Source organism: Brevundimonas vancanneytii (assembly GCF_901421975.1).
Classification (GTDB): domain Bacteria; phylum Pseudomonadota; class Alphaproteobacteria; order Caulobacterales; family Caulobacteraceae; genus Brevundimonas; species Brevundimonas diminuta.
The window spans coordinates 2,533,018-2,559,022 of the sequence record NZ_LR588407.1; the positions used below are offsets into that span (position 1 = coordinate 2,533,018).

The following is a 26,005-nucleotide window of genomic DNA, read 5'->3' on the forward strand; positions in this document are numbered from 1 at the left end:
GCAGCCTTTCTATCCGCCGATGGACATGACCACGCGGCCTTCGATCTGGCCCTTGTGCATCCGGGCGAAGATGTCGTTGATGTTGTCCAGCGGCTCGATCGTGTTGATCGACTTCACCTTGCCGTCGGCGGCGAAGTCCAGCGCCTCCTGAAGGTCCAGACGCGTGCCGACGATCGAGCCGCGCACCGTCGTCCCGTTCAGCACCATGTCGAAGATCGACAACGGGAAATCGCCCGCCGGCAGACCGTTCAGCGCCACGGTCGCCCCACGCGACGTCATCCCCAAGGCCTGTTCGAACGCCTTGGGCGAGACGGCCGTGACCAGCACGCCCTGGGCGCCGCCGTCGGTCTGGCGCTTGATGTCGGCGGCGGGATCGTTGGAGGTCTTGGCGTTGACCGTCACCGTCGCACCCAACCGCCGAGCCAGATCCAGCTTGGCGTCGTCGATGTCGACCGCCGCCACGTTGAGCCCCATCGCCTTGGCGTACTGCACCGCCAGATGGCCCAGACCGCCGACGCCCGAGATCACCATCCAGTCGCCCGGCTTGGTGTCGGTCATCTTCAGGCCCTTGTAGACCGTGACCCCGGCGCACAGGATCGGCGCGATCTCCTCGAAGCCGATGTTGTCTGGCAGATGGCCGACGAAGTTCGGATCGGCCACCACATATTCGGCGAAGCTGCCGTTGACCGAGTAGCCGGTGTTCTGCTGCTCGTGGCACAGGGTCTCCCAGCCGCCGAGGCAGTGTTTGCAGTGGCCGCAGGCGGTGTAGAGCCACGGCACGCCGACGCGGTCGCCTTCCTTGACGTGCTTGACCCCGGCGCCGACGCCCGAGACGTAGCCGACGCCTTCGTGGCCCGGAATGAAGGGCGGGTTCGGCTTGACCGGCCAGTCGCCCTCGGCCGCGTGCAGGTCGGTGTGGCAGACGCCGGTGGCCTCGATCTTCACCTGGATCATGCCGGGGCCCGGCGTCGGGATCGGCGCGTCCTCGATCACCAGCGGCTTGCCGAACTCCCGCACGACGGCGGCCTTCATGGTTGCAGCCATGGTCTTTCCTCCTGGGGTGCAATCGCAAGACAAAAGGCGCGAACCGAAGTCCGCGCCTTGATGGAAATCAGAAGAAGCCCAATTTGTCCGGGCTGTAGCTGACCAGCAGGTTCTTGGTCTGCTGATAGTGATCCAGCATCATGCGGTGGTTCTCACGCCCGATGCCCGACTTCTTGTAGCCGCCGAAGGCCGCGTGCGCCGGATACTGGTGGTAGCAGTTGGTCCAGACGCGGCCCGCCTGAACGGCCCGGCCCGCGCGATAGGCGGTATTCATGTCGCGCGACCACACCCCGGCGCCCAGGCCGTATTCGGTGTCGTTGGCGATGGCGATGGCCTCTTCCAGCGTCTTGAAGGTGGTCACGGCCAGGACGGGGCCGAAGATCTCCTCCTGGAAGATGCGCATGTCGTTGGTGCCCTTGAACACCGTCGGCTTGACATAATAACCGCCCGCCAGATCGTCCTTCAGCACGGCTTGGTCGCCGCCGGTCAGCACCTCGGCGCCTTCGTCCTTGCCGATCTTCAGATAGGACAGGATCTTCTTCAGCTGCTGGTCCGAGGCCTGGGCGCCGACCTGGGTGGTCGGGTCCAGCGGGTCGCCCTGCTTGATGGCCTCGACGCGGGCGATCGCCTTCTCGATGAAGGCCTCATAGATGTCTTCGTGGATCAGGGCGCGGCTGGGGCAGGTGCAGACCTCGCCCTGATTGAGCGCGAACATGGCGAAGCCTTCCAGCGCCTTGTCGAGGAAGGCGTCGTCGGCGTCCATCACGTCCTTGAAGAAGATGTTCGGCGACTTGCCGCCCAGCTCCAGCGTCACCGGAATGATGTTCTGGGTGGCGTATTCCATGATCTTCTGGCCGACGGCGGTCGAGCCGGTGAAGGCGATCTTGGCGATGCGCGGATTGGTGGCCAGCGGCTCGCCGACCTCGATCCCCGTGCCCGACACGATGTTCAGCACGCCCGGCGGCAGGATGTCCTGGATCAACTCGGCCAGCAGCAGGATGGAGGCCGGCGTCTGCTCGGCCGGCTTCAGCACGATGCAGTTGCCCGCCGCCAGAGCCGGGGCGATCTTCCACGCCGCCATCAGGATGGGGAAGTTCCACGGAATGATCTGGCCGACCACGCCCAGCGGCTCGTGGAAATGATAGGCGACCGTGTCGTTGTCCAGCTCGGAAATGCCGCCTTCCTGCGCCCGGATGCAGCCGGCGAAATAGCGGAAGTGGTCGATGGCCAGCGGGATGTCGGCCGCGAGCGTTTCGCGCACCGGCTTGCCGTTGTCCCAGGTCTCGGCCTCGGCGATGGCCTGAAGGTTCTGCTCCATGCGATCGGCGACGCGGTTCAGGATCAGGGCGCGCTGGGCGACGCTGGTCTTGCCCCAACCGTCCCTGGCCGCGTGTGCGGCATCCAGCGCCAGCTCGACGTCGGCCGCGTCCGAACGAGCGATCTCGCACAGGACGCGGCCGTTCACCGGGGAGGTGTTCTCGAAATAGCGGCCGTTGACCGGGGCGACCCACTGGCCGCCGATGAAGTTGTCGTAGCGCGCCTTGTATTTCGGCGTCACGGCGCGGACGAATTCGGGTTTGGTCATGGGAACGGCCTCCTTGCGGTTTCCTTGGGCGCCGATTGTCGGCGTCGTTTGAGGCAAGGTCGGTCGACCCGGCGGCCTGTTCCAGACGCCGCCCGGATGGTGCGGCGCACACCTGTCGCAGACTTGCGACAGTTTCCGTCGAGATCGGTCAGTTCAGATCGATCAGGCCCAGACGGTGCAGCTTGCGGTGCAGGGTGGCGCGGCTGACGCCCAGCGCCCGCGCCGCCGCCGAGACATTGCCCCCGGTGCGGGCCAGGGCGCGGCGCACCGCCCCACGCTCGGCCTCCAGCAGGTCGATCTCGGCCCCGCCGGGCGTCAGCAGGTCCGAGGCCGGCAGCTGGGCCGCGATCCGTTCGTCGGTGATGGACAGGGACAGCCGCGCCGCCCGCGTGGCGCCGACGACCAGGTCGTCGCGGTCGACGGCCAGCAAGGCCGCCGCATTGCGCTCGCTGGCCCCGCCCGCCAGCACGATGCGCGCATCGGCGAAGGCCTGGCGGAAGGTCTGGGCCTCGATCGCCCGCGCCGCATCGGCCACGGCCGCCGAGATCAGCCCCAGGATGGCCTCGGTCGCGTCGGCGCGGCACGACGAAACGTCCAGCGCCCCGGCCAGCCGCCCCATATGGTCGTGGATGGGGTGGGTGATGCAGCTCAGCCCCGTGTTGCGGGCGTGGAAATGCTGTTCGCGATGGATGGTCACGGCGCGATGCTCGGCCAGGGCCGTGCCGATGCCGTTGGTGCCCTCGACCGCCTCGGACCAAACGGCGCCGGGCCACAGGCCCCAGCGGTGGAAGGTGTCGTCGTCCGCGGCCGCCCCGCGTCGCTCGACCGGCACGCCCTCGGCGTTGGTCAGCAGGACGCAGCACCCCACCCCGCCGACGGCCAGGAACAGCCGGTCCAGCACGCCTTCGGCCGCGCGCGTCATCGCCTCCATCGCCTGACGCGCCTCGCGCAGCTGCTGTTCGGTGATGGTCTCGACCGCGCCGTGTTCGCTGGGGTCCAGGCCGTACAGGGTCACGGACCGACGCCACGACGCCGCCAAAGCCGAGCGCGCCCCGGCGCCCTCGTCGTCCAGCGCCTGACGGATCAGGCTGGCGTGTTCATCTCGCACTCTATCGCCCATGGCCGCAGCCTCCCAGGGTCAAGGTCGACCCCGATCAGACCCCCAAGAGCGCCGAGCGTCAATGCGACCTTTGCTCTAGGTCTCAGCCCGCTCGAACAGACCGGCCATGTCGACGCGGCGGCTGAGCAAGCCTTCCAGGGTGTAGCCGTCCAGCACCTTCATGAAGGCGGCCAGGGCCTGATGCAGGGCGCCCGTCAGGCCGCAGGCCGGGGCGATGATGCAACTGCCGCAGTCGACCAGATCGAAGCCGTCCTCGGTATGGCGCACCACGGCCCCGACATTGATCTGATCCGGCGGACGCGCCAGCCGCACCCCGCCGAACCGCCCGCGCACGCTGTCCAGATAGCCCGCGTTCACCAGGTCGCTGACCACCTTCATCAGGTGGTTCTGCGAAATGCCGTAGGCCTGGGCGATCTCCGCGATCGAGCACAGCCGATCCTGCCGCGCCCCCAGATAGAGCAGCACCCGCATGGCGTAGTCGGTGTAGCGCGTCAGGCGCATTCAGCCTCTCGTGAGCCTTGGCGATCAGCGCGTCATCGCGCCGCAGAAAATTATATGCATCCTCGTTGCATGTTTCAAACGCGGGCTATAGATGCATTATCAATGCATCAATGGAGCGAAGGCGATGAACGGCCGCTCGCACAGTCAGACATCACAGCCGACGGACGGCCCCGACGCCGCTTCTGCGCCAGCGCCCTATCGCTCCACCCCGGTGTTCGACGCCGCCACCTTGCCCGCCGCCCTGCGAGCCGATCACAGCCTCAAGGCCGGAACCTGGGGGCAGATCCAGGTGCTGGAGGGCGAAGTTCGCTTGACCTATAGCGACCCGCACATGACCACCGTCCTGAAGCCCGGAACGCCGGGCCGCATCGGGCCGCAGCAGGTTCATTTCGTCGAGCCGCTGGGGCCGATGAAGATGCGCGTCGAATTCTACGACCGGCCGCCCGACGGCTAGGGCGCGGCCTCCCCCCTTCCTCCCCTTCCACATCGCAACGCCTAGGAGTTTCCTGATGGCTCAAGCCCTCAGCGAGCGCACGATCGCGCTTGTCAAAGCCACTGTCCCCGCGCTCGAGGCCCACGGCCTCGACATCGTCCGCGAGATGTATTCGCGGATGTTCCAGAACCCCGAGATCCGCGACCTGTTCAACCAGTCGCACCAGGGCGACGTCGGCTCGCAACCGCGCGCCCTGACCGGCGCCATCCTGGCCTACGCCAAGAACATCGACAACCTGAGCGCCCTGGCCGCCGCGGTCGAGCGCATCGCCCAGAAGCACGTCGGCCTGCAGATCCTGCCCGAACACTATCCCCATGTCGGAAACGCCCTGCTGGGCGCCATCGCCCATGTGCTGGGCGAGGCCGCGACCGAAGAGATCATGACCGCCTGGGGCGAGGCCTACTGGTTCCTGGCCGACATCCTGATCACCCGCGAGGCGGCCATCTATGAAGACCTGGCGGCGGCTCACGGCGGCTGGAACGGCTGGCGCGCCTTCGAGGTGGTCGAGGTGCGTCCCGAAAGCTCGGTCATCACCTCCTTCGTGCTGAAGCCCAAGGACGGCGGCCCGGTGCTGCGTCACCGACCGGGCCAGTATCTGACCTTCTGGTTCGATGTTCCCGGCCATGCGCCGATCAAGCGAAACTACTCCATCTCCTGCGCGCCGAACGACGAGACCTATCGCATCTCGGTCAAGCGCGAGGACAAGGGTCTGGCCTCGGGCTGGCTGCACGACAACGCCCGCGTGGGCATGGTGCTGAAGGTCGGGGCTCCGGCGGGCGACTTCTTCCTGCCCGAGACGCCGCAGCGCCCGGTCGTCCTGCTGTCCGGCGGCGTCGGCCTGACGCCCATGGTGTCGATGCTGGAGACGCTGGTGGCGGAAAAGACGGACACCGAGGTCCACTATGTCCACGGCGCCTATGACGCAGGAGCCCACGCCATGGGGCCGCACATCCGCGCCCTGACGGCGGCCCATCCGCGCGCGCGCAGCACCGTCTTCTATGAAGCCCCGGCCAATGACGGCGACGGCCATGATCACGCGGGACGCATCTCCGGCGCCTGGCTGAGCCAGCAGACGCCGATCCAGGAAGCCGACTACTATCTGTGCGGCCCGCGCCCCTTCCTGCGCGCCCTGGTTTCGGACCTGCGCGACGCCGGCGTCCCGGCCGACCGCATCCACTATGAGTTCTTCGGCCCGGCGGACGAAATCCTCGCCGCCTGAGAACTCACGTCGAATCTGGGCCGTCGACGAGGCGGCCCAGGCTTCGCTCAATCCGGCTCGGTCGCCGCCAGACGAGCGGGGTCGACGCGGTGCGTCACCATGCGGCGATGCAGATCGTTGATCACCCCGCTGCCCGTCTTGACGCACAGGCCCGGAAATACGGCGTGGACGAAACAGGCCAGCGAGCCGACGAACATGGCCGCGCCGAACGAGGCGGCGACGCCCATGTGCTCCGTATAGCTCTCTCCGACCGAGGCCGGGTGATCGACGAACAGACGCTTGAGCATGAACCCTCCGCTACAGGCGACGGAGGATATCTCGATCTTCAGAGAGGATCATTTCTTTTCAATCTCCGAAACCAGCCAGAATAGAGAATATTATTCTCTCCACAGGCCGGTCAGAGCGGCAAGGCCGTCGTAAACTTGATCTGCTCCATGGCGAAGCTGGAGGAGACGTCGTCCAGCGGGGCGATGGCGATCAACCGGCGATAGAAGCGGTCATAGGCGGCGATGTCCTTGACCAGCACCTTGAGCAGATAGTCGACCTCGCCGCTCATCCGGTAGAATTCGACCACCTCGGGCAGGGCGGCGGCCTGCTTGAAGGTCTCCAGCCATTCGGCGTCGTGCCGCCGCGTCTTCACCGAAACGAAGACCACCAGCGGCAGGTCCAGCGCCTCGCGGTCCAGAAGAGCCACGCGCGAGGCGATGATCCCCGTATCCTGAAGCCGTTTCACCCGCTTCCAGCACGGCGTCTGCGTCAGGCCCACCCGCTCGGCCAGCTCGGCGATGGGCACGGTGGCGTCGTCCTGCAGTATGGCCAGCAGGCGACGGTCGATGGCGTCCAGTCCGCTCATGTCCCGGCCCTCCCCGGCCGTTCCAGGCGCCGCCTCAGGTCGTCAAGGCGCGGGGCAGTTTGAAGGTCACGGTCTCACGGGCGCCGTCGTCCTCGGTCACGGTCACGTCGAAACGGGCGCGCAGGGCGTCGATCACGCCCTGCACCAGCGGTTCGGGCGCCGAGGCCCCGGCGGTCAGGCCCACCGTCTCGACCCCGTCGAACCAGGCCCAGTCCAGATCGCCCGCGTCATCGACCAGCCGCGCGTCCTCGGCCCCGGCCTTCAGCGCCACATCCACCAGCCGCGCCGAGTTGGACGAATTCTTCGACCCGACCACCAGCACCAGGCCGCAACCCTCGCCCAGCCGCTTGACCGCCTCCTGGCGATTGGTGGTGGCGTAGCAGATGTCTTCCTTGTGCGGGTCGGGCAGTTCAGGGAAGCGCCGCTTCAGCGCCGCCAGAATCTCGGCCGTGTCGTCCACCGACAGCGTCGTCTGGGTGGCGTAGGCCAGCGGCTGATCGCCGGGGCGCTGGAAGGCTTCCGCGTCCTCGACCGTCTCGACCAGGCTGATGGCCCCGGCGGGCAGCTGGCCCATGGTGCCGACGACCTCGGGGTGGCCCGCGTGGCCGATCAGGATGACGTGGCGGCCCGCCGCGAAATTGCGCTCGGCCTCGACGTGGACCTTGGACACCAGCGGGCAGGTGGCGTCCAGAAACAGCATCTCGCGCGAGCGGGCCGTCGCGGGCACCGACTTGGGCACGCCGTGGGCCGAGAAGACGACCGGCCGATCGTCCGGACACTCGTCCAGCTCCTTGACGAAGACGGCGCCCAGCCCCTTCAGCCGGTCGACGACGTGGCGGTTGTGGACGATCTCATGGCGCACATAGACGGGGGCGCCGTATTTCTCGATCGCGCGCTCGACGATCTGGATGGCCCGGTCCACCCCCGCGCAGAACCCCCGTGGCGTCGCCATGCGGACGGACAGGGGGCGGCGTTGAAACTGTGAGGGCGGGACAGGCGCGTTCATGGCCCGGAACCTAGTCCTTCGCGCGCGCTCTCGCCACCTTCATCGCCGGGTGATGCGCGCGCCGTTTGCCGCGCCTCGCTTTAGCCGCTATCACCACCCAGCGTGGCCCGTTCGGGCGTCTGATCGGCCCCGCCTTCATCGACTGCCGGAAAGCTCCTGATGCGTCGCGTCCTGACCGCCCTCGCCGCCCTCTCCCTCACGGCCGCGCTGATCCCTCACGCCGCCGCGGCCCAGAGCGGTCGCCCCCAAGGCGGCCAGCAGGGCGGCCAGAAGGCCGAGCAGGCGCCGTCGCGTCCCATGCGCATTGCGCCGCTGAGCCGTCGCGCCAACGCCGGTCCGTGCCCCTATGTGAAGATTCTCTACGACGCGGCCCGCTTCGTCGAACTGTCCAACTATGAGCAGCCCACGACCAACGGCGTCGGCTTCACCGGCGAGATCGAAGGCGTCAGCTCCGACTGCGTCTATCGCGAGTCCGACCCGATCCGTCTGGACGTCAACCTGCTGTTCAGCCTGGGCAAGGGCCCGCAGGCCGAGGGCGACGCCCCGCACCTATCGCTACTGGATCGCCGTGACCGAGCGGAACTCCGCCGTCCTGGCCAAGGAATATTTCGACCTGCCGGTGACCTTCGGCGGCGCCGACCGCACCCAGGCCGAGGCCAGCCAGACCATCGTCATCCCGCGCGCCGACGCCACCACCAGCGGCGGCAATTTCGAAGTTCTGATCGGCTTCGACGTCCACGCCGCAGATGGCCGAGTTCAACCGATCCGGCAGCCGCTTCCGCCCGACTGCGGGCCAACAGACCAACTAAGACATGACCGACCTCAAGACTTCTCTCAGCGAAGCGGTCGGGTCCGCCTTCGCCGCCGAAGGCGTGGACAAGGCCCTGGCCCGCGTCACCGCGTCCGACCGTCCCGATCTGGCCGACTTCCAGTCGAACGGCGCCCTGGCCGCCGCCAAGGTGCTGAAGGCCAATCCGCGCGAACTGGCCGCCAAGGTGGCCGAGCGTCTGGCCGCCGATCCGCGCCTGTCCTCGGTCGAGGTCGCGGGCCCCGGCTTCATCAACATGAAGCTGTCGAACGCGGCCCTGGCCCAGCGCGCGGCCGAGGTCGCGGCGGACGAGGAACTGGCCGGCGCCTCGCGCGTCGAACCGCGCAAGGTGGTCATCGACTACGGCGGTCCGAACGTGGCCAAGCCCATGCACGTCGGCCATTTGCGCAGCGCCATCATCGGCGAGAGCCTGAAGCGGCTGTTCCGCCTGCGCGGCGATGACGTCACCGGCGACGCCCACTTCGGCGACTGGGGCTTCCAGATGGGCCTGCTGATCACCGCCTGCGGCGACGAAGGGCTCGCGGACGCCTTCATGGTCGAGGGCGACGGTCCCTTCCCGGCCGAGACGCCGGTGACGCTGGCCGATCTGGACCGCCTCTATCCTCTGGCGGCGGGCAAGGCCAAGGAAGACCCCGCCTTCCGCGATCGCGCCCGCAAGGCGACCGCCGAACTGCAGGGCGGCCGCCCCGGCTATCGCGCGCTTTGGCAGCATTTCGTCGCCGTCAGCCGCGAGGCGCTGAAGCGCGAATATGACGATCTGTCGGTCGACTTCGACCTGTGGAACGGCGAGAGCGACGCCGATCCCCTGATGGACGAGATGATCGCCGACCTGAAGGCCAAGGGCCTGCTGGTCGAGGACGACGGCGCCCAGGTGGTCCACGTCGCCCGCGACGGCGAGACGCGCAAGAAGAAGCTGGCCGACGGCTCGGTGATCGAGGCCCCGTCGCCTCCGCCCCTGCTGGTCATCAGCTCGGAAGGGTCGGCCATGTACGGCACGACCGATCTGGCGACGATCCTGGACCGCAAGAAGTCGATCGGCCCGGACCTGATCCTCTACGTCGTCGACGAGCGTCAGGCCGAGCATTTCGAACAGGTCTTCCGCGCCGCCTATCTGGCCGGATACGCGCCCGAGAAGTCGCTGGAGCACCTCGGCTTCGGCACCATGAACGGCGCCGACGGCAAGCCGTTCAAGACCCGCGCCGGCGGCGTGCTGAAGCTGCGAGACCTGATCGACATGGCGACCGAAAAGGCGCGCGAGCGTCTGCACGAGGCCAAGCTGGGCGACGACCTGCCCGCCGAGGAGTTCGAGGACATCGCCCACAAGGTGGCGGTCGCCGCGCTGAAGTTCTCGGACCTGTCGAACAACCGCACGACCAGCTACGTCTTCGATCTCGACCGCTTCATGAGTTTCGAGGGCAAGACCGGCCCCTATCTGCTGTATCAGGCCGTGCGGGTGAAATCCCTGCTGCGCAAGGCGGCGGAACAGGGCGTGGCCCTGGCCTCCATCGTCATCGAGGAAGCCGCCGAACGCGATCTGGCCCTGACGCTGGACGCCTTCGACGCGGCCACGGCCGACGCTTATGATAAGCGTTCGCCCAATCTGATCGCCGAGCACGCCTATCGGCTGGCGCAGAGCTTCTCGAAGTTCTACGCCGCCTGCCCGATCCTGGTCGCGCCGGACGAGGCGACCAAGGGTTCGCGCCTGGCCCTGGCCGCCGCGACCCTGCACCAGCTGGAGACGGCGCTGCGCCTGCTGGGCATCGAGACGCCCGAGCGGATGTAATGTGATAAGGGGGAGGCGACCGCCAAGGAGCCTCCCCCATGTCCCTCGACGCCTTCATCACCGGCCTGCCCAAGGCCGAATTGCACCTGCACATCGAGGGCTCGCTTGAGCCCGAACTGATGTTCGAACTGGCGCAGCGCAACGGCGTCGCCATCCCCTACGACAGCGTCGAGGCCGTGCGCGCGGCCTATGACTTCTCGAACCTGCAGGACTTCCTCGACATCTATTATGCGGGCGCGGCCGTGCTGCTGACCCGTCAGGATTTCGAGGATCTGGCCTTCGCCTATTTCCAGCGCGCCGCCGCCGACAACGTCCGCCACGCCGAGATCTTCTTCGACCCCCAGACCCACACCGACCGGGGCGTGCCCTTCGCCGTCGTGGTCGAGGGCCTGATCGCGGGGATGGATCGCGCCAAGGCGGAACTCGGCGTCACCAGCGGCCTGATCCTCAGCTTCCTGCGCCACCTCAGCGAAGACGAAGCCTTCGCCACGCTGGAGGCCGCCAAGCCCTATCTGCATCACTTCATCGGCGTCGGCCTGGATTCCTCCGAGGTCGGCCACCCGCCGTCGAAGTTCCAACGCGTCTTCGCCGCCGCCCGCGAACTGGGCCTGAAGCTGTGCGCCCATGCGGGCGAGGAAGGCCCGCCCGAATACGTGCGCGAGGCGCTGGACCTGCTGCACATCGACCGCATGGACCACGGCAACCGCTCGATGGAGGACGAGGCCCTGATCGCCCGTCTGGCCGCCGAGCAGATGACGCTGACGGTCTGCCCCCTGTCGAACCTGAAGCTGTGCGTGGTCAAGGATCTGAAGGACCACCCCGTACCAGAGATGCTGCGCCGGGGCCTGCACGTCACCCTGAACTCAGACGACCCGTCCTATTTCGGCGGCTATGTGAACGCCAACTACAGCCAGTTGGCCGAGGCGGTCGGTCTGACGCGGGAGCAGGTGGTGCAACTGGCGAAGAACAGCTTCGAGGGCAGCTTCCTCAGCGACGCCGACAAGGCCGCGCGCATCGCCGAGGTCGAGGCCTACGCGGCGGCGAACTGAGGCGCTCCACTCCCCCGCCGTCATTCGACATCCGACTCCCACGCGCCCAATGTTCCTGATATGTTCACATCATGGAGCACCTCGGCCGACAGCCCGATGAAGACGCCGCCGGCCTGCGTTGGCTGTTCGTCGACCTGAACGCCTTCTTCGCCAGCGTCGAACAGCAGCAGAACCCCGACTGGCGCGGCAGGCCCGTCATCGTCCGCCCTGTCGAGAGCGAATATTCCGGCGCCATCGCCGCCAGCTATGAGAGCAAGGCCTTCGGCGTCCGCACGGGGATGCAGGTGGCCGAGGCGCGTCGCCTGTGCCCCGACCTGATCGTCGCCGAGGCGCGGCCCGACCTCTATGTTCAGGTCCACAAGCAGATCATGCACGAGATCGACCAGCACGTGCCGGTGTGGAAGGTCGGCTCCATCGATGAATGCTCGTGCCAGCTGATCGGGCCGGAGCGGCAGGAAGCCAACGCCGTCGCCCTGGCCCGGCGCATTCAGGCAGGGATCATGAAGAATGTGGGCGGGTGTCTGCGGTCCTCCATCGGACTGGCGCCCTCGCGGTTTCTGGCCAAGACGGCCTGCGGCATGAAGAAGCCCGCCGGGCTGACCATATTGCGCGCCCATGAACTGCCCGGCGCCATCCTACACCTGCCGCTGTCGCAGTATCCGGGCGTCGGCTCGCGGATGCGCGAGCGGCTGGCGGCGGCGGGCGTCACGGACACGGCGGGCCTGTGGAACATGACCGCCAAGGAGGCGCGGGCGGTCTGGAACAGCATCGAAGGCGAGCGCATCTGGCGCGGCCTACACGGCCTCGACAGCGAGCCGACGCCGGAAAAACCGCCCGCCTCCATCAGCCACAGCCATGTGCTGGCGCAGGCCATGCGCAACCCGGACAAGGCGCGAGCGGCGGCGCGGCGCCTGATGGTCAAATGCGGGGCGCGGCTGCGGCGAATGGGGCTGACGGGCGCCGGGATCAGCCTGCATCTCGACATGGGACCGAAGGGCGCCAAGCGCGGCTGGGACACCACGGGCCTGACCCGCGCCGTCGCCCCGACGCAGGACACCTTCGCCCCTGCTGGCCGCGCTGGACGTGCTGTGGCGCCGGGTCGAGCCGGAGTTGGAGGCCGGACGGCTGAGCTATGTCGGCGTCGGCGTCCACGGCCTGAAGGCGCGCGACGCCTTTGAGGCCGACCTGTTCGACATCGGCCCGGATCAGGGCGGCGACGCGCCGTCCTTACGCCTGTCGCAGGCGCTGGATGCGTTGAACAAACGTTATGGCAAGGACACGGTCAGCATCGGCCCCAAGGCGGGCCTGCCCGACTATATCGGCGCCAAGATCGCCTTCACCCGCATCCCCGACGAGGCGGACTTCTATGAGTGAGAAATCAGGTCTGCAGCCGCGATCTCGGCGATCTTCAGCGCGCTGAAGCTGGTCTTGGCGGCGGCCGCCGTGTCCGGGGCGATGGCGCGGCAGGCGTCCTCGATGACCACGGCTTCAAAGCCTTCGCGCACCGCGTCCTCGGCGGTGAAGCGGACGCAGTAGTCATAGGCCAGACCGCACAGGAAGACGCGCTTCACGCCCAGATCGCGCAGCAGACCCGCCAGACCGGTCGCCGTCCTGTGGTCGTTCTCATAGAAGCCAGAGTAGCTGTCGACCGCAGGATTATAGCCCTTGCGGACCACGGCCAGCGCCTTGGTCACGGCAGGCGCTGCGTCGGGCTGGAAGTCCGCCCCCGGCGTCCCCTGCACGCAGTGATCCGGCCACAGCATCTGCGGACCGTAGGCGACTTCGATCTGCGTGAAAGGCGCCGCGCCTGCGTGGTTGGAGGCGAAGCTGATCTGGTCCGGCGTGTGCCAGTCCTGGGTGGCGATGACGGTCGTGAACCGCTCGGCCAGTCGGTTGATCAGGGGCATGATCGCCGCCCCGCCCTGAACCGCCAGGGCGCCGCCCTCGCAGAAGTCGTTCTGGGCGTCGATGACCAGAAGGGCGTCAGAAGCGGCGATCTGCATGGCGTCAGGCCGCCGCGATCTGGTCGACTTCGTTGGCCGAGCCGAGCACGACCGGCACCCGCTGGTGCAGTTCTCTGGGGGTCACGTCCATGATGGCCTGCTTGCCGTCGGTGGTGGACTTGCCGCCCGCCTGCTCGACCAGGAAGGACATGGGGTTGCCTTCGTACATCAGGCGCAGCTTGCCCGGCTTGTTCGGCTCTCGCTTGTCCCACGGATAGAGGAAGACGCCGCCGCGCATCAGGATGCGGTGCACGTCGGCCACCATGGCGGCGACCCAGCGCATGTTGAAATTCTTGCCGCGCGGGCCGTCGGCACCCTTCAGGCAGCCGTCGACGTAACGCTGGACGCTCTCGGCCCAGTGGCGCTGGTTCGACATGTTGATGGCGAACTCCTTGGTGTCCGCCGGAATGCGCACGTTCTCATGCGTCATCAGCCAGCGGCCGTCGGGCGCCAGGGTGAAGCCCGCCACCCCCTTGCCCGTCGTCAGCACCAGCATGGCCTGACCGGCGTAGACGGCGTAGAGCGCCGCGACCTGCTGACGGCCGGGTTGCAGGAAGTCGGCCTCGCTCGGCTGGGCCGACGGCGCCTTCAGCACCGAGACGATGGTGCCGACCGGCGCATTGATGTCGATGTTGGACGAGCCGTCCAGCGGATCGAACAGCACCAGATATTCGCCCGCCGGATTGGTCGCCGGCTGCACCGTGTCCATCTCTTCCGACGCCACGCCCGCCACGGCCGGATTGGCCAGCAGGGTCTCGGTCAGGATGTCGTTGGCGATAACGTCGAGCTTCTTCTGCTCCTCGTCCTGCACATTGACGGCGCCCGACGCGCCCAGCGCCCCGACCAGGGCGCCGCCCGCCACCACCTGACGGATCTCGACGCAGGCGGCGGCCGCCGTCGTCAGCGTCTCGACCAGTCCCTGCGGCAGGTCGAGGGAGGCGAGGTGGGCGGCGAGATCGGTGCGGGCGGTCATGACGTCCTTGAAATCCTGTGGGCGAAGCGCGGTTCCACCCCCTCATGGCCGTTCGGATCGATCGCGGCAAGTCCGGCGCCGCTTGACTTCGCGCCGGAGTCGGGGCCTTAGGTCGAACGCTCTCGCGGGAGAGATCGGGTCCGTTCGCGGCGCCCGGAGCCGAAGGCGCAACCGCCCCGGAAACGCTCAGGCAAAAGGACCGCGAAAGCGCACGGACGCTGGAAAGTCGCCGAAGGATCGTCAAGAATCCGAGGGCGCGCCGACGGAGCAAGGCCGCCCCTTGGGAGGGAACGGTCGGAATCTCTCAGGCTTCAGGACAGCGGGGGCGCGACGACGGCGGAGCTATCGCCGCAACCCGCGACCCGGAGGCGACGCCATGAGCGATCAGGCCCTTAAGACTACCCCCCTCAACGCCGCGCATCGCGCGCTGGGCGCCCGCATGGTCGGCTTCGGCGGCTATGACATGCCGGTCCAGTATGAAGGGGTGCTGGCCGAGCACCGCTGGACCCGCGAGCACGCCGGCCTGTTCGACGTCTCCCACATGGGCCAGGCGCGCATCACCGGCGCCGACGCCATCGCCCAGTTCGAGCGCTTCGTGCCCGGCGACTATGCGATCGTGAAGCCCGGCAAGCAGAAATACTCCCTGCTGCTGAACGGCCAGGGCGGGATCATGGACGACCTGATGGCGGGCAAGCCGTTCGAGGACGGCCTCTACGTCGTCGTCAACGCGGGCAACAAGGACGCCGACTTCGCCTTCCTGAACGCCAATCTGTCGGGCGACGCCAAGCTGGAGGTGCTGGACCGCGCCCTGCTGGCTATCCAGGGGCCGGAAGCCGCCGAAGTCATGGCCAAGCACGAACCGGCGCTGGGCGACATGGGCTTCATGGACTGCCGCACCATCCGTCTGTTCGACGAAGACTGCATCGTCTCGCGCTCGGGCTACACCGGCGAGGACGGCTATGAGATTTCGGTTCCGGCCGCCGCCGCAGAGCGCGTGTGGAACCTGCTGCTGACCGACGCCCGCGTGAAGCCGGTCGGCCTGGGCGCGCGCGACAGCTTGCGTCTGGAAGCCGGCCTGCCGCTGCACGGCCACGACATCGACGCCGAGACCACCCCGGTCGAGGCCGCCCTGACCTTCGCCCTGTCCAAGTCGCGCAAGGAACGCGCCGACTTCGCCGGGGCTGACGTCATCCTGAAACAACTGGCCGAGAGCCCGGCTCGCGTCCGCGTCGGCCTGCACGTCAAGGAAGGCGCCCCCGCCCGCGAAGGCGCCGAGATCGCCGACGCCGACGGCGCCGTGATCGGCAAGATCACCTCGGGCGGCCCCTCGCCGACGCTGGGGCACAACATCGCCATGGGCTATGTGCCGCCGGCTCTCGCCGAGCTGGGCACAACCCTGAAGGTTCTGGTGCGCGGCCGTCCCGCCGCCGCCGAAGTCATCGCCACGCCTTTCGTGGCGACCCGCTATTATCGCAAACCCAAGGCCTGAAGAGGGGTCAGTACATGAAGTTCACCAAGGATCACGAGTGGGTTCGCCTGGACGGCGACGTCGCCACGGTCGGCATCTCCAAGCACGCTGCTGACGCCCTGGGCGACGTGGTGTTCGTCGAGACGCCGGAAGCCGGCAAGACCGTCTCGGTCGGCGACAGCTTCGCCGTCGTGGAATCGGTCAAGGCCGCCTCGGACGTCTACGCCCCCATCGCGGGCGAAGTGATCGAGGGCAACGCCGCCCTGGCCGACGCCCCGGAAACCGTCAACGCCGATCCCGAAGGCGAAGGCTGGTTCGCCAAGATCAAGGTGTCCGACGCCTCGGTGCTGGACGGCCTGATGGATCAGGCCGCCTACGACGCCTATCTGACCACCCTCTAAGACCCGCCGTCGTCCCCGGACGGCGCGGCGCGCCGATCCGGGATCGCCGGATTCCCCGCCGCTTGAAGCGCTCCCGGAGCGTCGCCCCGCGCGACCTCCGGGATGCCGCCGAGGACTTGTAATGCGCTACCTCCCCCTGACGCCCGACGACCGTGAGGCCATGCTGGCCGCCATCGGCGCCAAATCCATCGACGACCTGTTCATCGACGTGCCGCAGGCCGCGCGCCGCGACGGCTTCGTCGACCTGCCCCGCGTGGCGGGCGAGCTGGAGGTCGAACGCGCCCTCTCGGCCATGGCGAGCAAGAACGCCACGGCGGGAACCGCGCCCTTCTTCTGCGGCGCCGGGGCCTATAAGCACCACATCCCGGCCACCGTAGACCATGTGATCCAGCGGTCGGAGTTCCTGACCAGCTACACCCCCTATCAGCCGGAAATCGCCCAGGGCACGCTGCAGTACCTGTACGAGTTCCAGACCCAGGTCGCGAACCTGACCGGCATGGAAGTCGCCAACGCCTCACTCTATGACGGTTCGACCGCCATGGCCGAAGGCGTGCTGATGGCCACCCGCGTGACCCGCCGCAACAAGGCCGTCATCTCGGGCGGCGTCCACCCCCACTACGTCAAGGCGACCGAGACAGTGGTTCACGCCGTCGGCGTCGAGACCCAGGCCCTGACCGCCGCCGTTGACGCCGAAGACGCCGTCATCGCCGCCATCGACAAGGACACGGCCTGCGTCGTCGTCCAGACCCCCAACGTCTTCGGCACCGCCACCGATGTGACGAAGATCGCCGAAGCCGCCCACGCCGCGGGCGCCCTGCTGATCGTCGTGGTGACGGAAGCCGTGTCGATGGGCTTGCTGAAGTCGCCCGGCGAAATGGGCGCCGACATCGTCGCGGCCGAAGGCCAGTCGATCGGCAACGCCCTGAACTTCGGCGGCCCCTACATCGGCCTGTTCGCCACCCGTGAGAAGCTGCTGCGCCAGACGCCCGGCCGCTACTGCGGCGAAACGGTGGACGCCGAGGGCAAGCGCGGCTTCGTCCTGACCCTGTCGACGCGCGAGCAGCACATCCGCCGCGACAAGGCGACGTCGAACATCTGCACCAACTCCGGCCTGTGCTGCCTGGCGTTCAGCATCCACATGAGCCTGCTGGGCGAGACGGGCCTGCGCCAACTGGCCCTGCTGAACCACGAGAAGGCGCTCGCCACGCGCGACGCGCTCGCCGCCATTCCGGGCGTCGAGGTGCTGACCCCGCGCTTCTTCAACGAGTTCGCGGTCAAGCTGCCGAAGAACGCCGCTGAGGTGGTGCAGACCATGGCCGACCACGGCATTCTGTGCGGCGTGCCCTACAGCCGTCTGGCGCCCGATGCGGGCCTCGACGACGTCCTGCTGGTCGCCGCCACCGAGACGACGCTGGACGCCGACATCAAGATCCTGGCGGGTGCGCTCGCCAAGGTTCTGGCCGCCTAAGGGGAGATTGGAACCATGAGCACGATGAACACTGTCGGCCGCCCGACCGCCCCGAACGCCGCCTCGGACGCGTCCTACAAGCCCGCCACCCTGACCGGCGGGCGCGGCCTGCTGCAGGACGAGCCGCTGATCTTCGAAGGCGAAGGCTGGGGCAAGACCGGCGTCGACCTGCCGAAACCCGCCGGCAACGGCTCGGACCTGGGCGACCTGGTCCGCAAGGATCCGATCGGCTTGCCCGGCCTCAGCGAGCCCGAGGCCATGCGCCACTATGTGCGCCTGAGCCAGAAGAACCACGCCATCGATCTGGCCCTGTATCCGCTGGGCTCGTGCACGATGAAGCACAACCCGCGCCTGAACGAAAAGATGGCGCGTCTGCCGGGCTTCTCGGACATCCACCCGCTGCAGCCGCAGTCGACGGTGCAGGGCGCGCTGGAGCTGATGGACCAGCTGGCCCACTGGCTGACGACGCTGACGGGCATGCCCGCCGTCGCCCTGTCGCCCAAGGCGGGCGCCCACGGCGAGCTGTGCGGCCTGATGGCCATCCGCGCCGCCCACGAAGCCAAGGGCGAGCATGAGCAGCGCCGCAAGGTGCTGGTCCCGACCTCGGCCCACGGCACCAACCCGGCCACGGCCGCCTTCGTCGGCTACTCCGTCGTCGAAGTCGCCCAGACCGACGACGGTCGCGTCGACGTGGCCGATCTGGCGTCCAAGCTGGGTCCGGACGTGGCCGCCATCATGGTCACCAACCCGAACACCTGCGGCCTGTTCGAGCGCGACATCCTGGAGATCAGCCGCCTGACGCACGAAGCGGGCGCCTACTTCTATTGCGACGGCGCCAACTTCAACGCCATCGTCGGTCGGGTGCGCCCCGGCGACCTGGGCGTCGACGCCATGCACATCAACCTGCACAAGACCTTCTCGACGCCGCACGGCGGCGGCGGTCCGGGCGCCGGTCCGGTCGTGCTGTCGGAGGCCCTGGCCCCCTTCGCCCCCGCCCCGTGGGTGGTGAACACCGGCGACGGCTACAAGCTGGTCGAGCGCGAGGAAGACGAGGCCGAACAGGCCTTCGGCCGCCTGTGCGCCTTCCAGGGCCAGATGGGCATGTATGTGCGCGCCCTCAGCTACATGATGTCCCACGGCTCTGACGGCCTGCGTCAGGTCGCCGAGGACGCCGTGCTGAACGCCAACTACATCAAGGCCCGTCTGGAAGACCTGATGAGCCCGGCCTTCCCCGACGGCCCCTGCATGCACGAAGCCCTGTTCGACGACGAATGGCTGAAGGGCACGGATGTCACCACGCTCGACTTCGCCAAGGCGATGATCGACGAGGGCTTCCACCCGATGACCATGTATTTCCCGCTGGTCGTCCACGGGGCCATGCTGATCGAGCCGACCGAGACGGAGTCCAAAGCCGAACTGGATCGCTTCATCGAGGCCATGCGCCTGCTGGCGGGCGCCGCCAAGGCCGGCGACGTGGAACGCTTCAAGGGCGCCCCCTTCCATGCGCCCCTGCGGCGTCTGGACGAGACCCGCGCCGCGCGCTCGCCGCGCCTGCGCTGGGCCGCGCCGGAAGGCTCCAACCGCGCCGGCTGATCCGGTCGGAACAGGCCTGAACACCGGGAACGCCGTGTCTTTCGGGACACGGCGTTCTGCATTTCTGGACCGACTTACGAAAGCGTCATGGCGACGCCGCCTTTCGGCCTTGTCTCGTGCGTTTACTGATCGTCGGCCCTCCCTGGCCGAACCCTTGTTCGAGACGCCGCCTCCGTGACCCTGGTCCTGCCCTCGCTGCGCCCGCCTCCGCCGCCCCGTCCGGGGCTGGCGCGGCGTCTGCGTCGCCTGGCGCTGATGGCGGTCGGTTTCCTCATCATCGTGCTGGGCATATTGATCGCCCCCCTGCCCGGCCCCGGCGGCGTGCCGGTCATCGCCCTGGGCCTCGTCATCGTCCTGCGCAACTCCTGGTGGGCCAAGCGGCAGTTCATCCGCGCCCAGCGCGCCCGGCCGAAATGGGTCTATCCCTTCCGCCGTCTGATGCGCAAAAAGCCCGAAATCGCCCCTGTCTTCTGGCAGCAGACCCTGCGCGCCGAAAAGATGGTGCTGCGTCGCCGTCGCCGCCCCCTGGCGCGGTTCCGTCGTCGCCTGCGCCGGGCCTGGCGCGCGTTCCGGCGATAAAGGCCAAGCTAAGGCAAACACGGTAATGTGAACGAGGTTCACGCCGCATCCGCGCGGATCGGCGTATGCTCCGCCTTGCGTAGTCTCGAAGTTGAATGCGTTGGGAGGCGCTGTTCACATGATGTCACGCGTAAAAAAGGGAATCATCGCCGGCTTCGTCGCTACGGTTGCGGTTTCCGTGCTTGAAATAGCCAACCTGTTCCTCAATCACATGTTCGATCCCTTTCCGGGGATCATCGCCCAGATGTTCGGCATGCCGGGCAATATGGCGGCCGGTTGGGTGATCCACCTGCTGATGGGCACCTTCGTGCTTGGTTCGCTGTTCGGCGTCGTCTATCCGCGACTGCCCACCGCCACGCCGATCACAAAGGGCATCGTCTTCGCCGTCGGCGCCTGGGTGGCGATGATGCTGTTCCTCACCATGGTGGGCGACTATCGGACCTTCACCGGCTCGTCCGGCTTCGGCACCATCGGCTGGCTTCTGGCGCTGCACATGGTCTTCGGCGCCGTCCTGGGCAACGTCTACTATCGCCTGGTCGAGCGCGAGAAACGCGGCGCAGCTCCGATTGGAGCCGCCCCCGCCCACTGACCGTCCTCCGTCCCGACAACAGGATTTCGGACAAGCAAAAAGGCCCCGCCGTCGCCGGCGGGGCCTGATTGCTTTTCGGGGCTAAGCCTGTTCGCCGAAGCGATCAGTTCAACTTGCCGCCGATCTGGGCGATGGCCTGATCGATCAGCGCGTCCGTCTTGGCGCCGGCGATGCGGGCGGTCAGGATCTGGTGCGCGGCCTTGGCGGCCAGGTCGGCGGCCGCAGCCTTGACCTCTTGGGTGGCCTCGGCCTCGGCCTGGGCGATGCGGCGCTCGGCCAGGGCCTGACGGCGGGCGGTCGATTCCTCGATGCGCGCCTTGGCGTCGGCTTCCAGGCGCTTGGCGTCGGCTTCGGCGGTGGCCAGCAGGTCGGCGGCCTGAGCTTCAGCCTCGGCCTTCTCCTGACGGATCTGGGCCAGCATCGCTTCGGCTTCGGCGCGCAGGCGGGCGGCCTCGTCCAGTTCGGATTGGATCTTGGCGGCCTTGGCGTCCAGGCTGGTGGCGACCAGCTTGGGCACGCCCGCCATCACCACGATGGCGATGAAGATCAGCAGGCCGATCGCGACCCACAGTTCAGGGTTGGCGACATCATAAAAATGACCGGTCAGGAAGGCGGGCATATCAGGCGGCTCCCTTGATAGCGGCGGCCAGTTCGGCGTCTGAGGCCTTCGAGCCGGTCAGACGCTCGAGCATGGCGCCCGCCGCGTCCGAGGCGATGATCGTGACGTTCGCCATGGCGGCGTCGCGGGTCTTGGCGATGGCCCCTTCGGCCTCGGCGATGCGCGCGTTGACCACGGCTTCGTCCGCCGCCAGGCGGGCGTTGAATTCTTCGGTGACGCGCTGCTTGGCGGCCACGGCGGTCGCGCGGGCGTCCGCGCGGGCCTTTTCAACCTCGGCGCGGGCGGCCTCAGCCTGAGCGGCCGCTTCGGTCTGGACCGAGCGGGCGGCGGCGACGGCGCTGTCGATGGTCTCGGCGCGCTCGTCCATGACCTTGCGCAGACGCGGGGCGAAGACCTTGGCGACCAGCACATACAGGACGACGAACAGGATCAGCAGATAGCCGATCTGGCCCGCCCAGTGCTGGAACTCCAGCTGAGGCAACCCCGATGAGCCATGCTCCACTGAAGCATGCGTGTCTGCGATCACGTCGCTGGACACGTTGTTCAGCGTGTCATTTGTGCTTTGTGCGGCCATGGTCCGTCTAATTTCAGATCAAGACAACGGCGCGCAGGACGAGCCTGCGCGCCATCGAAACTGGTGATCTTCTCAGATCAGAGGAAGAACATCAGGATGCCCAGCACGAAGGCCAGGATGCCCAGGGCTTCGGCCAGGGCCGCGCCGACGAACAGGTTGCCGACTTGCGAGGCGGCGGCGGCCGGGTTGCGCAGGGCGCCGGCCAGGAAGTTGCCGAAGATGTTGCCGACGGCCAGGGCCGAGCCGATCATGCCCAGGGTGGCGAGACCAGCGCCGATGTACTTAGCGGCTTCAGCGTCCATGATGATTTCCTAATTTCTTGGAGCGTTGGAGGGTAGGGTTACAGACTGGACGTAGGCCTTAATGGCCCTCGCCCAGGTTGACCACATCGTTGAGGTAAATGCAGGTCAGAACGGTGAAAACGAAGGCCTGAAGGAAGGCCACGAGGAACTCAAGCGCCGTCATCGCGACCGTCATGCCCAGCGACAGAGCCGCCACGCCGATGAGCGCATAGGCGAATCCGCCGGCAGCGATGGCGAAGGCGCCCAATTGAACCACGAACTGGGCGAAGATCTTCAGCGCCACGTGACCGCCCAGCATGTTGCCGAACAGACGAAGCGCGAGCGTGAAGGGACGAAGGAGGAAGGATACCAGCTCAATGGCCCCGACCACCGGCCGCAGCGCCAGGGGCGCACTGGTCGGCCAGAACAGCCCCAGGAACCGGAAACCGTTCTTGACCACGCCGATGACAACGACCGTCAGGAAGGTGATCAAGCCCAGGGTCAGGGTGATCGCCAGCTGCGAGGTGGCGGTGAAGGTCAGGAACATGCCCAGCAGGTTCATCGACAGAACCATCAGGAACATGGTGAAGGCGAAGGGGAAATATTTCCGGCCTTCATGACCGATGATGGAGTTGGCCAGGTTGTCGACCATGCCGAACAGGCTTTCGCCCGCCGCCTGCATCCGGCCCGGCACCACCTTGGCGCCCGAGGTCGCCAGGGCCAGGAAGCCGACGACGCCCACGAAGGCGATGGTCATGGCCACGTGCGAATTAGTGATGGCGATCACCTGCTCGCCCAGGACGGGAACATTGACCGTGCCGAACTCTACGAGCGGCTTGACCTCAAATTGTTCAATCGGACCGGCCATAAAGCCTATCGTTCCCTGTTTTCTTCGTCAGCCTCGACGATAGGTTCGCCCTGTTGAGGCAAACCCGCCGCCTTGGCCTGCGCCATCAGCCGATTGGCTGTGCGGCGCGCCATATAAACCGATAAGGCGAAGCCCAGAAGAACCCCGCCCACAACGCCTATCGGCGTCGTCCCGAACAGCCGGTCGACGCCAAAACCAAGTGCGAGACCGATCAGCACCCCGCCGAGCAATTCGGCGATGATGCGATAGGCCTGGCCGACGACCTTTTGCGCGACGACATCGACGGACTTGTCCGCCTGGACCTTCGCCTCCAATGCGGATGCGCTTTCGTGGAGGCGTTTGATCGCCTCTTCGCGCGATTCCTTCGTCGGGGACATGGGCCTGTTCGCTCAGCGCCCGGCGCAGGGCCGGAACGGGTCTGAATTTCGGCGCGGAACCTATAGGCGAGACGGCCTCAGGTCAAGGCGGCGCGCCTTGGACTTAAGTCCATGACTTTCCGACGCTTCTTGGGGGCGCGACGATCCGTCCCCATCAAGGTTGCGACTCTTCGTCCTCGCTGACGAAATCCTGGGCGAACTCGGGCGCCGCGTCGTCCAGCCCGGTCAGCAGATCCTCGCCTTCGTCGTCGCCTGCACGCGAGGGGTCGGGCACCTCGAAACCGACCGGCATGGACAGATCCAGCAGGCCCGCCGCCTTCATCTCCTGCACGCCCGGCAGGTCATAGAGACTCGCGAGACTGAAATGCTCGAGGAAGCGGTCGGTCGTGGCGTAAGTCACCGGCCGTCCCGGCGTGCGGCGACGCCCACGCAGGCGCACGAAGTCCATCTCCAGCAGCAGGTCCAGCGTGCCCTTGGACAGGGAGACGCCGCGCACGCTCTCGACTTCGGCGCGGGTGCAGGGCTGGTGGTAGGCGATGATGGCCAGGGTCTCGAGCGCGGCCTTGGACAGGCGGCGCGGCTCCTCGCGCTCCTCGGTCATCAGGAAGCCGAGGTCGGGCGCCGTGCGGAACCGCCAACGCTCGGCCACGCAGTCCAGCTCGACCCCCGCGGCCCTGATAGCGTTCCTGAAGCGCGGTCAGCGCCCCCGCCGACGTCGGCGCCCTCGGGCAGACGACGCGCGATCTCGGCCAGCGACAGCGGCGCGGCGGCGGCGAACAGCAGGGCCTCGACCCGGCGTTCGATCTCGAGGTGATCCGGGGTGAAGTCGAGGGTCACGGCGTCAGCTCCAACGGCTGCCCCAGCCCTCTGCGCTTCAGCCAGACCGCGTCGAATGGCCGCTCCTGCCGGATGTCCATGCCGCCCTCCTTCACCAGTTCCAGACTGGCCGACAGGGTGGAGGCGGTATAGCTGGCCTGGCTGGGGCCTTCCTGCCCCTCCGGCTTCTGGGGCGCCACGCGCTCCAGCGGCGTCCATTCAGCCAGACGCGGCATGATCTCGCGCAGCCAGTCGCGCGCGGCCTCCAGCTGGAAGGCCTCGACCCGCTGGCCGGGGGCGTATTTGCGGCGCTCCTCGCGACGGCGCTGGGCGACATAGGCGCTCATCAGTTCATAGAGGCTGGCGTCCACCCGGTCAGACGGGATGATGACCGTCGCCTGAGGATCTCCGCGCGTAAAGACGTCGCGCTTCAGCTGCGGGCGGCCGGTGATGGCCTCCACCGCCGTGCGCATGGCCTCCAGCTTCTGCAGGCGGAAGGCCAGGGCGGCGGCGATCTCTTCGGCGGGCGGCTCCTCCGGCTTGTCCTTCTCGTTTCGCGGGATCAGCAGGCGCGACTTCAGATAGGCCAGCCACGACGCCATCACGAGGTAGTCGGCCGCCAGCGCGAAATTCCTCCGCCGCGCCTCATGCACGAAGGCTAGATACTGTTCCGCCAGACGGGTGATGGACAGCTTCAGCAGGTCCACCTTCTGCGTCCGCGCCAGGGCCAGAAGGACGTGCAGCGGGCCTTCATAACCCTCCAGATCGACGACGAAGGCTTCCTGCGCCTCGACCTGTTCGACGGCGGTGAAGTCGAGGTTCGGCTGGAAGGCCTCGCTCATGCGCCCTCCCCGGCCATCTAGGCCTGCGCCTCGCCCACGTTCGGCCCCTTGGCGGCGTCGAAGCGGCCGGTCAGAGCCGCCTCCAGCCGGGCGCGCCCCTCGGCGACGTCCAGCGGCTCGGGCGCGCGGACGATGCGGTTCAAGGCGGCCTCGGCGCGGCGCTTGGCCTCGCCCTTCAGCTTCTTGGTTCCGTCGGCGACGGCAGCCATCTCCTTCAGGTCGCCGTTGCAGTGAAGCACGACGTCGCAGCCTGCCTTCAACGACTGCTCGGCGCGCTCGGTCAGCGCGCCCGACAGGGCCTGCATCGACAGGTCGTCCGACAGGATCAGGCCGGAAAAGCCCAGCCGCTCGCGCATCAGGCGGATCGCCTTCTTGGAGGTGGTGGCCGGGCCTTTGGCGTCGACGGCGGTGAAGACGACGTGGGCCGTCATCGCCATCGGCATGTCCGACAGGGCCTTGAACGGGGCGAAGTCCCAGGCGTCCAGTTCCTCGATCGCCGTCTCGACCACCGGCAGATCGTGGTGGCTGTCCGAAAAGGCGCGGCCGTGGCCGGGAATGTGCTTGATGATCGGCAAGACGCCGCCGGCCAGAAGCCCCTCGGCGGCGGCGCGGCCCAGCTGGGTCACGGTCGCCGGATCCTGGGCGTAGGCGCGGTCGCCGATGATGTCGTGGGCGCCCGGCACCGGCACGTCCAGCACCGGCACGCAGTCGACGGTGATCCCCAGTTCGCGCAGGTCATGGGCGATCAGCCGCGCGCCCAGACGCACCAGCTCGCGCGCCGACGCCGGGTCGTTGGTCGCCCTCAGATAGGCGGCGCCCGGCGGATATTTCGGCCAGTGCGGCGGGCCGAGGCGCTGGACCCGGCCGCCCTCCTGATCGATCAGAACCGGGGCGTCGTCGCGGCCCACGCTGTCGCGCAGTTCGGAGACCAGCGCCTTGACCTGCTCGGGGCTGTCCACATTGCGGCGGAACAGGATGAAGCCCCAGGGCTTGGCCTCGGCGTAGAAGGCGCGTTCCTCCGCCGTCAGCCGGTGGCCGGAACAGCCGTAGATGGCGGCGGAGGTCATGCTTG

At 67.7% G+C, this 26,005-nt stretch carries 29 protein-coding genes, 1 pseudogene and 1 riboswitch; of the genes and pseudogenes, 13 read left to right on the forward strand and 17 right to left on the reverse strand.

Annotated features, from left to right (window positions below; all coding sequences use genetic code 11):
- Nucleotides 1-9 precede the first annotated feature (9 nt).
- The 4 genes from adhP to FGL25_RS12590 form a co-directional block, all read right to left on the reverse strand.
- Nucleotides 10-1,044 carry an alcohol dehydrogenase AdhP gene (gene adhP / locus FGL25_RS12575; protein ID WP_088411168.1) on the reverse strand — a complete coding sequence of 345 codons (1,035 nt, stop codon included), beginning with the start codon at nt 1,042-1,044 and terminating at the stop codon, nt 10-12.
- 67 nt (nt 1,045-1,111) lie between these two features.
- Complete coding sequence (gene exaC, locus FGL25_RS12580; protein WP_128116387.1) at nt 1,112-2,629, reverse strand: acetaldehyde dehydrogenase ExaC; 1,518 nt, start codon at nt 2,627-2,629, stop codon at nt 1,112-1,114.
- Between the two features lie 148 nt (nt 2,630-2,777).
- Entirely contained in the window at nt 2,778-3,749 is a 972-nt protein-coding gene (locus FGL25_RS12585; protein ID WP_076223448.1) for a GAF domain-containing protein, read from the reverse strand.
- Between the two features lie 75 nt (nt 3,750-3,824).
- Entirely contained in the window at nt 3,825-4,250 is a 426-nt protein-coding gene (locus FGL25_RS12590; RefSeq protein WP_088411165.1) for an RrF2 family transcriptional regulator, read from the reverse strand.
- Between the two features lie 124 nt (nt 4,251-4,374).
- On the opposite strand from FGL25_RS12590, the gene FGL25_RS12595 reads away from it, so the two are divergent.
- Both FGL25_RS12595 and hmpA read left to right on the forward strand, forming a co-directional pair.
- Entirely contained in the window at nt 4,375-4,704 is a 330-nt protein-coding gene (locus FGL25_RS12595; RefSeq protein ID WP_252970171.1) for a DUF1971 domain-containing protein, read from the forward strand.
- A 55-nt stretch (nt 4,705-4,759) separates the two neighbouring features.
- On the forward strand, nt 4,760-5,962 hold the full coding sequence (gene hmpA, locus FGL25_RS12600; protein WP_128719568.1) for an NO-inducible flavohemoprotein: 1,203 nt from the start codon (nt 4,760-4,762) through the stop codon (nt 5,960-5,962).
- Nucleotides 5,963-6,009: 47 nt separating this feature from the next.
- Here the strand turns inward: hmpA and FGL25_RS12605 are convergent, their stop codons facing one another.
- From FGL25_RS12605 to ispH, 3 genes are all read right to left on the reverse strand, one after another.
- The gene (locus FGL25_RS12605) at nt 6,010-6,249 is read right to left on the reverse strand and encodes a DUF6356 family protein (RefSeq protein WP_138141879.1); all 240 of its coding nucleotides are present in this window, start codon (nt 6,247-6,249) and stop codon (nt 6,010-6,012) included.
- 110 nt (nt 6,250-6,359) lie between these two features.
- On the reverse strand, nt 6,360-6,815 hold the full coding sequence (locus FGL25_RS12610) for an Lrp/AsnC family transcriptional regulator (RefSeq protein ID WP_128719566.1): 456 nt from the start codon (nt 6,813-6,815) through the stop codon (nt 6,360-6,362).
- 34 nt (nt 6,816-6,849) lie between these two features.
- Nucleotides 6,850-7,821, reverse strand: a complete 972-nt coding sequence (ispH, locus tag FGL25_RS12615) for a 4-hydroxy-3-methylbut-2-enyl diphosphate reductase (RefSeq protein ID WP_138141880.1) — start codon at nt 7,819-7,821, stop codon at nt 6,850-6,852.
- A 159-nt stretch (nt 7,822-7,980) separates the two neighbouring features.
- On the opposite strand from ispH, the gene FGL25_RS12620 reads away from it, so the two are divergent.
- The 5 genes from FGL25_RS12620 (at nt 7,981) to FGL25_RS17645 (ending at nt 12,856) form a co-directional block, all read left to right on the forward strand.
- Nucleotides 7,981-8,637 carry a hypothetical protein gene (locus FGL25_RS12620; protein WP_354702807.1) on the forward strand — a complete coding sequence of 219 codons (657 nt, stop codon included), beginning with the start codon at nt 7,981-7,983 and terminating at the stop codon, nt 8,635-8,637.
- Entirely contained in the window at nt 8,634-10,433 is a 1,800-nt protein-coding gene (gene argS, locus FGL25_RS12625) for an arginine--tRNA ligase (RefSeq protein ID WP_138141881.1), read from the forward strand. Before FGL25_RS12620 ends, argS begins: the two co-directional genes overlap by 4 nt.
- A 38-nt stretch (nt 10,434-10,471) precedes the next feature.
- Nucleotides 10,472-11,482 (forward strand): adenosine deaminase, encoded by a 1,011-nt coding sequence (locus FGL25_RS12630; RefSeq protein ID WP_138141882.1) that lies wholly within the window; start codon nt 10,472-10,474, stop codon nt 11,480-11,482.
- A gap of 71 nt (nt 11,483-11,553) precedes the next feature.
- A complete protein-coding gene (locus tag FGL25_RS12635; protein WP_252970172.1) occupies nt 11,554-12,660 on the forward strand; it encodes a Y-family DNA polymerase in 1,107 nt (368 codons plus the stop codon).
- Nucleotides 12,593-12,856 (forward strand): DUF4113 domain-containing protein, encoded by a 264-nt coding sequence (locus FGL25_RS17645; RefSeq protein ID WP_252970173.1) that lies wholly within the window; start codon nt 12,593-12,595, stop codon nt 12,854-12,856. The genes FGL25_RS12635 and FGL25_RS17645 overlap by 68 nt, the downstream gene beginning before the upstream one ends.
- Here FGL25_RS17645 and pncA read toward each other — a convergent pair.
- Nucleotides 12,847-13,485 carry a bifunctional nicotinamidase/pyrazinamidase gene (gene pncA, locus FGL25_RS12640; RefSeq protein WP_138141883.1) on the reverse strand — a complete coding sequence of 213 codons (639 nt, stop codon included), beginning with the start codon at nt 13,483-13,485 and terminating at the stop codon, nt 12,847-12,849. The genes FGL25_RS17645 and pncA overlap by 10 nt on opposite strands.
- Nucleotides 13,486-13,489: 4 nt before the next feature.
- On the reverse strand, nt 13,490-14,458 hold the full coding sequence (locus FGL25_RS12645) for a class 1 fructose-bisphosphatase (protein ID WP_138141884.1): 969 nt from the start codon (nt 14,456-14,458) through the stop codon (nt 13,490-13,492).
- A 115-nt stretch (nt 14,459-14,573) separates the two neighbouring features.
- Nucleotides 14,574-14,670: riboswitch (glycine riboswitch) on the forward strand.
- A gap of 164 nt (nt 14,671-14,834) precedes the next feature.
- Here FGL25_RS12645 and gcvT point away from each other — a divergent pair.
- The 6 genes from gcvT to FGL25_RS12675 all read left to right on the forward strand — a co-directional run bounded on the left by gcvT (nt 14,835) and on the right by FGL25_RS12675 (nt 20,556).
- Entirely contained in the window at nt 14,835-15,947 is a 1,113-nt protein-coding gene (gcvT, locus tag FGL25_RS12650) for a glycine cleavage system aminomethyltransferase GcvT (RefSeq protein WP_138141885.1), read from the forward strand.
- A 14-nt stretch (nt 15,948-15,961) separates the two neighbouring features.
- Complete coding sequence (gcvH, locus tag FGL25_RS12655; protein WP_123155206.1) at nt 15,962-16,327, forward strand: glycine cleavage system protein GcvH; 366 nt, start codon at nt 15,962-15,964, stop codon at nt 16,325-16,327.
- A gap of 121 nt (nt 16,328-16,448) precedes the next feature.
- Nucleotides 16,449-17,795, forward strand: a complete 1,347-nt coding sequence (gcvPA, locus tag FGL25_RS12660; RefSeq protein ID WP_138141886.1) for an aminomethyl-transferring glycine dehydrogenase subunit GcvPA — start codon at nt 16,449-16,451, stop codon at nt 17,793-17,795.
- Nucleotides 17,796-17,810: 15 nt separating this feature from the next.
- A complete protein-coding gene (gcvPB, locus tag FGL25_RS12665; protein ID WP_164917997.1) occupies nt 17,811-19,388 on the forward strand; it encodes an aminomethyl-transferring glycine dehydrogenase subunit GcvPB in 1,578 nt (525 codons plus the stop codon).
- A gap of 174 nt (nt 19,389-19,562) precedes the next feature.
- Nucleotides 19,563-19,967: a PGPGW domain-containing protein gene (locus tag FGL25_RS12670; RefSeq protein WP_052747942.1), complete on the forward strand. Its 405-nt coding sequence runs from the start codon at nt 19,563-19,565 to the stop codon at nt 19,965-19,967.
- 121 nt (nt 19,968-20,088) lie between these two features.
- Nucleotides 20,089-20,556, forward strand: a complete 468-nt coding sequence (locus FGL25_RS12675) for a DUF6789 family protein (protein ID WP_312163102.1) — start codon at nt 20,089-20,091, stop codon at nt 20,554-20,556.
- A gap of 103 nt (nt 20,557-20,659) precedes the next feature.
- On the opposite strand, the gene FGL25_RS12680 is transcribed toward FGL25_RS12675, so the two are convergent.
- The 8 genes and pseudogenes from FGL25_RS12680 to nagZ all read right to left on the reverse strand — a co-directional run bounded on the left by FGL25_RS12680 (nt 20,660) and on the right by nagZ (nt 26,000).
- Complete coding sequence (locus tag FGL25_RS12680; RefSeq protein ID WP_138141887.1) at nt 20,660-21,175, reverse strand: F0F1 ATP synthase subunit B; 516 nt, start codon at nt 21,173-21,175, stop codon at nt 20,660-20,662.
- A 1-nt stretch (nt 21,176) separates the two neighbouring features.
- Nucleotides 21,177-21,701, reverse strand: a complete 525-nt coding sequence (locus FGL25_RS12685) for a F0F1 ATP synthase subunit B family protein (RefSeq protein ID WP_040344710.1) — start codon at nt 21,699-21,701, stop codon at nt 21,177-21,179.
- A 125-nt stretch (nt 21,702-21,826) separates the two neighbouring features.
- A complete protein-coding gene (locus tag FGL25_RS12690) occupies nt 21,827-22,051 on the reverse strand; it encodes a F0F1 ATP synthase subunit C (RefSeq protein WP_003163741.1) in 225 nt (74 codons plus the stop codon).
- A gap of 58 nt (nt 22,052-22,109) precedes the next feature.
- Nucleotides 22,110-22,898 (reverse strand): F0F1 ATP synthase subunit A, encoded by a 789-nt coding sequence (locus FGL25_RS12695; RefSeq protein WP_138141888.1) that lies wholly within the window; start codon nt 22,896-22,898, stop codon nt 22,110-22,112.
- 5 nt (nt 22,899-22,903) lie between these two features.
- Nucleotides 22,904-23,275, reverse strand: coding sequence for an AtpZ/AtpI family protein (locus FGL25_RS12700; RefSeq protein ID WP_138141889.1), 372 nt, complete (start codon nt 23,273-23,275; stop codon nt 22,904-22,906).
- Nucleotides 23,276-23,429: 154 nt separating this feature from the next.
- A pseudogene (gene scpB / locus FGL25_RS12705) lies at nt 23,430-24,112 on the reverse strand (SMC-Scp complex subunit ScpB).
- A complete protein-coding gene (locus tag FGL25_RS12710; protein WP_003163745.1) occupies nt 24,109-24,933 on the reverse strand; it encodes a segregation and condensation protein A in 825 nt (274 codons plus the stop codon). The pseudogene scpB and the gene FGL25_RS12710 overlap by 4 nt, the downstream one beginning before the upstream one ends.
- Before the next feature lie 17 nt (nt 24,934-24,950).
- Nucleotides 24,951-26,000, reverse strand: coding sequence for a beta-N-acetylhexosaminidase (nagZ, locus tag FGL25_RS12715; RefSeq protein WP_138141890.1), 1,050 nt, complete (start codon nt 25,998-26,000; stop codon nt 24,951-24,953).
- Nucleotides 26,001-26,005: the final 5 nt, after the last annotated feature.